At 67.0% G+C, this 5,844-nt stretch carries 5 protein-coding genes; 2 read left to right on the top strand and 3 right to left on the bottom strand.

Translation table 11 applies throughout. The features are described 5' to 3' along the window. The coding region (locus AC1DOC_RS16290; RefSeq protein WP_478130087.1) for a substrate-binding domain-containing protein at positions 1 to 779 on the top strand (779 nt) is incomplete at its 5' end. Positions 780 to 838: 59 nt separating this feature from the next. After that, on the top strand, positions 839 to 1,588 hold the full coding sequence (locus AC1DOC_RS16295; protein ID WP_478080843.1) for a transporter substrate-binding domain-containing protein: 750 nt from the start codon (positions 839 to 841) through the stop codon (positions 1,586 to 1,588). A 200-nt stretch (positions 1,589 to 1,788) separates the two neighbouring features. On the opposite strand, the gene AC1DOC_RS16300 is transcribed toward AC1DOC_RS16295, so the two are convergent. The 3 genes from AC1DOC_RS16300 to AC1DOC_RS16310 all read right to left on the bottom strand — a co-directional run. Then, positions 1,789 to 2,199 carry a hypothetical protein gene (locus AC1DOC_RS16300; protein WP_307592417.1) on the bottom strand — a complete coding sequence of 137 codons (411 nt, stop codon included), beginning with the start codon at positions 2,197 to 2,199 and terminating at the stop codon, positions 1,789 to 1,791. Between the two features lie 17 nt (positions 2,200 to 2,216). Then, positions 2,217 to 4,442, bottom strand: coding sequence for a M1 family metallopeptidase (locus tag AC1DOC_RS16305; protein ID WP_478080842.1), 2,226 nt, complete (start codon positions 4,440 to 4,442; stop codon positions 2,217 to 2,219). Positions 4,443 to 5,088: 646 nt separating this feature from the next. After that, the coding region (locus AC1DOC_RS16310; protein ID WP_478130088.1) for an MFS transporter at positions 5,089 to 5,844 on the bottom strand (756 nt) is incomplete at its 5' end.

Genomic DNA, 5,844 nt, shown 5'->3' on the forward strand with positions numbered 1-5,844 from the left:
GCGCCAGCCTGCTGGCCGCGGCATCCGTTCTTGCCGCATGCGGCAGCCTCGGCAGCGCACCGCCCGCGGCCGGCGACATCCACGTGATGACCTCGGGCGGCTTCACGGCCGCGTACAACGAGCTGCGCCCCGGCTTCGAACGCAGCAGCGGCCGCACGGTCAAGACCGCGTATGGCGCCTCCATGGGCAATGCCGAAGATTCCATTCCGAGCCGCCTCTCGCGCAACGAGCCGGCCGACGTGGTGATCCTCGCGCGGCCCGCGCTCGATTCGCTGGTGGCGCAAGGCAAGGTGGTGCCCGGCAGCCAGGTCGACCTGGTGCGCTCGTCGATCGGCTTTGCGGTGCGCAAGGGCGCGCCCAAGCCCGACATCTCGACGGTCGATGCGCTCAAGCGCACCTTGCTGGCAGCGCCCTCCATCGCCTATTCGGCCAGCGCGAGCGGCACCTACTACGAGACCGAACTGCTCAAGAAGCTCGGCATCGAGGACCAGGTCAAGCCCAAGAGCAAGCGCATCCTGAGCGAGCGCGTGGGCACCGTGGTGGCACGCGGCGACGCGGCGCTCGGGCTGCAGCAGGTGAGCGAGCTGCTGCCGATCGCGGGCATCGACTACATCGGCCCCCTGCCCGCGGAAGTGCAGCAGGTGACGGTGTTCTCGGCCGGCATTGCCACCGCCTCCAAGCAGCCCGACGCGGCGCGCCAGCTGATCCGCTATCTCAATTCGCCCGAGGCGGCGCCGACCATTGCGAAGACGGGCCTGGAGCCGCTGACGGCGCGCTAAGGCGGCAGCTCGGGGCTCAGTAAACTGGCGTCCATCATCTTTCCCGGACGATGCACGCCATGAACCCATCTGTTGCCCCTGCCCTTGTCTCCGCCTTCGCGCCCGGCGGCACGCTGCGCGCATCGATCAACCTCGGCAACCCGATCCTCGCGAACAAGGACGCGGCCACCGGCGAACCGGTGGGCGTATCGATCGATCTCGCGCGCGAGTTCGCGCGGCGGCTTGGCGTGGGCATCGAGCTGGTGGTGTTCGAGAAGGCGGCGGCCTCGGTCGACGCGGTGAAGAACGAGAAGGCCGACATCGGCTTCTTCGCGATCGACCCGGCGCGCAGCGAAGGGCTGCTGTTCACTGCGCCTTATGTGCTGATCGAGGGCAGCTATCTCGTGCGCGAGCCATCAGCGCTCACCAACAACGCGCAGGTCGATGCAAAGGGCCACCGCATCTCGGTCGGCGCGGGCAGCGCCTACGACCTGTTCCTCACGCGCGAGATCGAGCAGGCCGAGATCGTCCGGCTCCAGGGCGCGGCCGCCGCATTGGCGGCGCTGCGTTCAGGCGCGGTCGAGGTGGCCGCCGGCATTCGCCAGCTGCTCGAAGCCGAGGCGCGGCGCGAGCCGGGTGTGCGCGTGCTGCCCGGCCGCTTCATGGTGATCCAGCAGGCCATGGGCACGCCCGCGAGCCGCGGTGCCGAGGCGCAGGCGCTGCTGTCTTCCTTTGTCGAGGAGATGAAGGCGAGTGGCTTTGTGGCCGATGCGCTTCGGCGTCATCGCATCGAGGGGGCGATCGTGGCGCCGGGCTCAACCGGCCCATAGTTCTTCTTTTGTTCTTATTCGGGGCGCGTGCACAGGCCACCGGGTACTCCCCTCCGCGAATGTCCCCCGGCCTGCGGCCTCCTCCTTGATTTCGCTGCGGGGAGCACCCGATGCCCTGTGCACCGGAGCACGCTGCTGGTGTATCGCTGATCAACCAGTGCCCTGATCACGCTCCCGCGCCCCTCAACGCAGGCGCCGCATCACAGCTTGTACGCCTCCACCGGCCCCTGCGAATAGAACAGGAAGTAGCCGGTCTCCGTCTTGAAGCTGTTCTTCTGCCACCCCGGCGGCACCTTGAAGATCGCGAGCTGGTCGCTCGACACGCCGACGAACTCCGTGTTCGCGGTGTCGGTGGTGATCCGGTTCCAGCGCTCGCGCGTCACCGGCTGCATCTGCATCTTCGGCTCGCTCCACTCGGGGGTGCGTACCTTGTCTCGCATGATGTAGCGGCCGCCCTGGCGCTCGATCTTGACCAGTTCGCGCAACGCGCCGTTCGTCTTCACGGCGTAGACGCCGACCAGCTGCGCCTCCGGCTCGGCGCGCTGGCCGCAGCCGGCCAGCAAGAGCAGCGACGACAGGCCGGCCGCAACACAGTTGAGTGTGTTCATCATGATCGTGCGGCCTCGACTCAGCGCTTCTGGTTCTCGCGCAGCTTCAGGCTGCCCTGGTAGCGCAGCGCATGCGGATAGTCTTCCTTGCCGCCCGCGTCCTGCGCCATCATCTTCTGCTGGCTTGCCTCGGTCTTTGCGAGCAGCGTCGTCGGCAGGTTGAGAACGCCCTTGATCTGGTCGTACTGCCCCTGCGTGATGCGCCCCACCGACAGCAGCCGGAACGCGTCCCGCTCGATGTTCAGCAGGAGCGGCTTGTTGTCCGCAAAGTTCTGCGCCTTGGCCAGCAGGTCGCTCCACGACTGCGTGCTGTAGTTGCTCACGTAGTAGTCCTGCCCCGTGGGCCCGGCCAGCACCGCGGTGCAGCCCGGGAGCTCCAGCTGCGTGGTGCTGGTGGCCATGACGAAGGTCTTGCGCTGCTCCATCGCGTCGCCGTAGGCCAGCGTCACGGGAATGGTCCAGGTCGAGGCCGGATAGGCGTTCTGGTTGGGGAACGACTCCTGGCTGATCGACACGAAGGTGCGGTCGCCCGCGCATTGCGCGTCCACCGTCAGCAGCGGCACGCCGGTCTGGCGGATGAAGCTGTCGCCGATGTCCGCCACCTTCTTGCCGCCGCTCGCCTTCTCCAGCGAGGTCCACAGCCGCGACGGCGTCGCGTTGCCGAAGGCATAGTCCTTCAGGTAGATCTGCAGGCCCTTCTGCATCGCCTCCTCGCCGATGTAGTTCTGCACCGTCTCCAGCACGTGGCTGCCCTTGTTGTAGACGAAGATCGACGGGCTGATGAAGCCGAACGAGCCCGCATCGTTGAGGTTGCGCTGCACCGGCACCGCCGTGTCCTTCAGGTCGGCCACGATCACGGTGTGCTTGTCGAGCACGTAGTCGGAAAAGCTGTAGTAGTCGGGGTGGAATTTGATCGTGGTGCGGCGGTCGAACCAGCGCGCGAACGATTCGTTGAGCCACACGTTGTCCCACCAGTCGAGCGTGACGAGGTCGCCGAACCACTGGTGCGCGATCTCGTGCGTCACCACCGTCACCGAATACAGCGTGGGCGTTTCGCCCGGCTTGGTCAGCACGCGGTCGGCAAACTCGAAGATCGAACCCCAGTTCTCCATGCCGCCGAAGCCTGTGTTGGGCTTGTTGTCGTAGCTGTCGTTGGCCGCCACGGTGTCGAACTTCTTGAACGGCAGTGGAATGCCGGTGTAGTTGTAGTAGTAGTCCATCGCCACCTTGGTCCACTCCATCGCAAAGTTGGCCCAGGTGGAGCGGCCCGGCGGCGTGAACCAGCGCAGCGGCATCTCGCTGCCGTCGAGCGGGCTCTTGAAGGTGTCCGACAGAACATCGAACTTGCCGCCGCCGAAGAACGCGAGGTACATCGGCATCGACGGGGTCTTCTCGAACGACACCTGCTGGTAGCCGTCGGGCAGCTTGACGGCCGACTTCTGCGCGGCGTTCGACACGGTCTGCCAGTCGCCCGGCACCTCGGCGGAGATCTCGAAGCTGTGGCGGAAGGCCGGCTCGTCCCAGCCCGGGAACCACTGCCGCGCATAGTTGGTTTCGCCCTGCGTCACGATCGCGTCGCTGCTCACGCCCTCGGGCGTGGAAAGGCCCACCTTGAAGACGCCGGTCGCGGCCGAGCAGAACGGATTGCGGGCCATCTCCTCGGGCGGGCAATATTCCGCATCGGAGAACTGGATCTTGCCGTCCCACTCCATATGCAGCAGGTACTTGCCCTTGGCGATCTGCCCGTCGTTGCGCCGCAGTTGCACAAAGTCGCCCAGCGTCTGCGGCGTGGGCACCAGCGCGATCACCTCCGAAGGATTCGACAGCTTGCGCAAGGTGGTGCGGCCGTTCGCAAACTTGAGGTTGTGCGCGGCAACCACGATGGCATCCACCGGCTTGAGCACCTCGATCTCMACGTCGCCGCGCCCCACGAAGGTCTTCAGTGCCGCATCGGGCCTGAACCACAGCTTGTAGTTGATGGGCCAGACGGTGTCGGGCAGCTCCATCGGCTTCACCGAGCGGTCGACTGCGGCCACGGCCGATTCCTGCGACGAAGGCGCACCGTCCTCGGGTGCCTTGCTCGAATCCTGCGCGCCGCTTGCGAGCGTCGACGACGCGCCAAGGCCGGCGCCGCCAAGCGATGCGCCGCCGCCGCCGTCTCCGCCACCGCCGCACGCCGTCAAGGCGGCAAGCATCACGGCGGTGAGGGCCAGGTGGTGAACGACGGGTGTATTCAGTTTTTTCATGATCGCCTCTGGGTACTCTGGGTAAGGAACATGCGCAGCACTGCGAACGCCAGCGGATAGCCGGCGCTGCACATGGCACGCGGGATGAGATGAAAAGCCAACCGCGGAAAACGGCGGGCGGCACGGCGCCCTCCCGCCGAACACCGGGTTCGTCAGGAACGCACGCTCAGGCCGGATCGCACCGCTCGGGCTTCGGCGGTCCCAGGATGCGCGGAGTGACCGGAGCCATTTCCGTCAAGGCGCGGTGATGGAAGAAGTGCGGGCGCGGATGGCGGCGCGTGGGAGCGGGCTCAGTGCCCGCGCATCGATGCGACGCTCTGCCGCGTCGAAGGAAGAACGGCCGGCGCCGAAGCGGCAGCGGCAGGCCTGCAAGCGGCTCTTGTCTTTGTTTTCACGCGCATTCCCTCGTCCGTTGAAGTGCGCACAGTTGTAGCTGATCGAATCTGGCAGCTCAACGACCCGCGGAACTTTTCTCTCTCAAAATGTTCGCGCGCCATAAGCCGAATGGCGTCACGGCCCGCGCTGCGGGCCATGCGATACGAAGATGGTTCTGCGCCTGCGGTGCCGGCTCGCGCGGTCTGCAGGCACGGGGTCCGTTCGCTGTGACGCAGCAGCCACAGTACGAAGGTTCCAGCGCGCGCCGCCGCTACGAAAGCTGTGAACCAGAGACTGCAGTCATGCGCTGCGCGCGTTCGCGCCACCACAGCAGCAGTCCGCAGGCAAACACCACCGCCTGCGTGCCGATGAGCAGCGCAAAGCCCGCGAAGAAGCCCGCCGCCGAGGAAGCCGCGGTGACGGCTGCACCCGCGCCGCCGCCATGCGACACCGCGCTGATCACGCCGCCCATCAGCGCCGGCATGAAGGCCGCCACCAGGCTGCCGGCGCCGTTCGTCACGCCGAAGGCGCTGGCCGTGTGCTCGGGCCGCGAGCAATGCTGCACCGTGCTCGGAATGGCCGGGCTCTGCAGGCCCCAGAAGAAATTGGCCGCCACCAGGCAGCATGCGGCCGCGTACGGATCGCGTGCRTTGATGGCCATGAGCACCGACAGCGCCACGCCCGCGCTCGCGCCCATGAAGATGAACGGCACGCGGTCGCGCCCGAGCCTGTCGATCAGCACGCCGCCCACGAACACCGCAAGCACCGTGGCGTACTGCGGCGCCGACGCGATCCAGCCCATCTCGCGCAGCGAGAAGCCGCGCGCCTCGCGCAGGTAGGTCGGCAGCCAGTTGCTGCTGCCCCAGAGATAGGCCAGCGCCGCCGAAGTGAGCAGCGTGATGACGAACAGGTTGCGCGTGTGCAGCGCACCCCGCACGATGCCGCCGACGCGCGCCATCGCCTCGCCAAGGGAAGACGGCCTGGTCCCGTCTTCATGCCCCGCCGGCATGCGCACGAAGGCCAGCAC

The organism is Variovorax sp. 01T439_2, assembly GCF_056398445.1.